We start from the raw sequence: 540 nt of genomic DNA on the forward strand, positions 1-540 counted from the left end.
AAATTTACCTTTAATTTTTCGTGTTGGTGTATTTGTAAAATATTTCCAATCGGGTAATTTAATACCTTTTAGTGTTGCCCAAACAGCAAATAAACGCCAAAGGTTATCACGGTTAAAAGGTTCTTTAACTTCAGCAATTTCAGCATACAAGCGTTTCCATCTAACAATATCATAAGTGGTTTCGGCAACAAAAGCGCGGTCTCTGCTGCCCCAACGCTTATCTCTTTTTAGTAGCGTTTGTATAACCTTATCGGCATATTCATCTTCATTAAATATTTGGTGTAAGCCATCAATAACGGCAAAACATAAATTTCGGTGTAATCGCATTGTATATAAATAAGGCTGCAAAGTTACACTAATTGTAAACATTTAGCCAATGTTTTTAATATTTAGCATAATAAGTTATCTTTCAAAAAAAAATAATCAATGAAACATTTTTTTACCAGTTTAGTTTTGGTTTTAACCTTGGCCTCGTGTGTTAAAAAACAGACTGAAAACCCAATAGTTTTTAATAAGATTACTATTGAAACTATATTAAAA

The 540-nt window shown here is 30.9% G+C and carries 1 pseudogene; it reads right to left on the minus strand.

Annotated elements, in window-relative coordinates:
* A pseudogene (locus tag FUA24_RS10760) lies at positions 1-327 on the minus strand (RNA methyltransferase); the annotation flags it as partial.
* Positions 328-540 lie beyond the last annotated feature (213 nt).

The organism is Seonamhaeicola marinus, assembly GCF_008085455.1.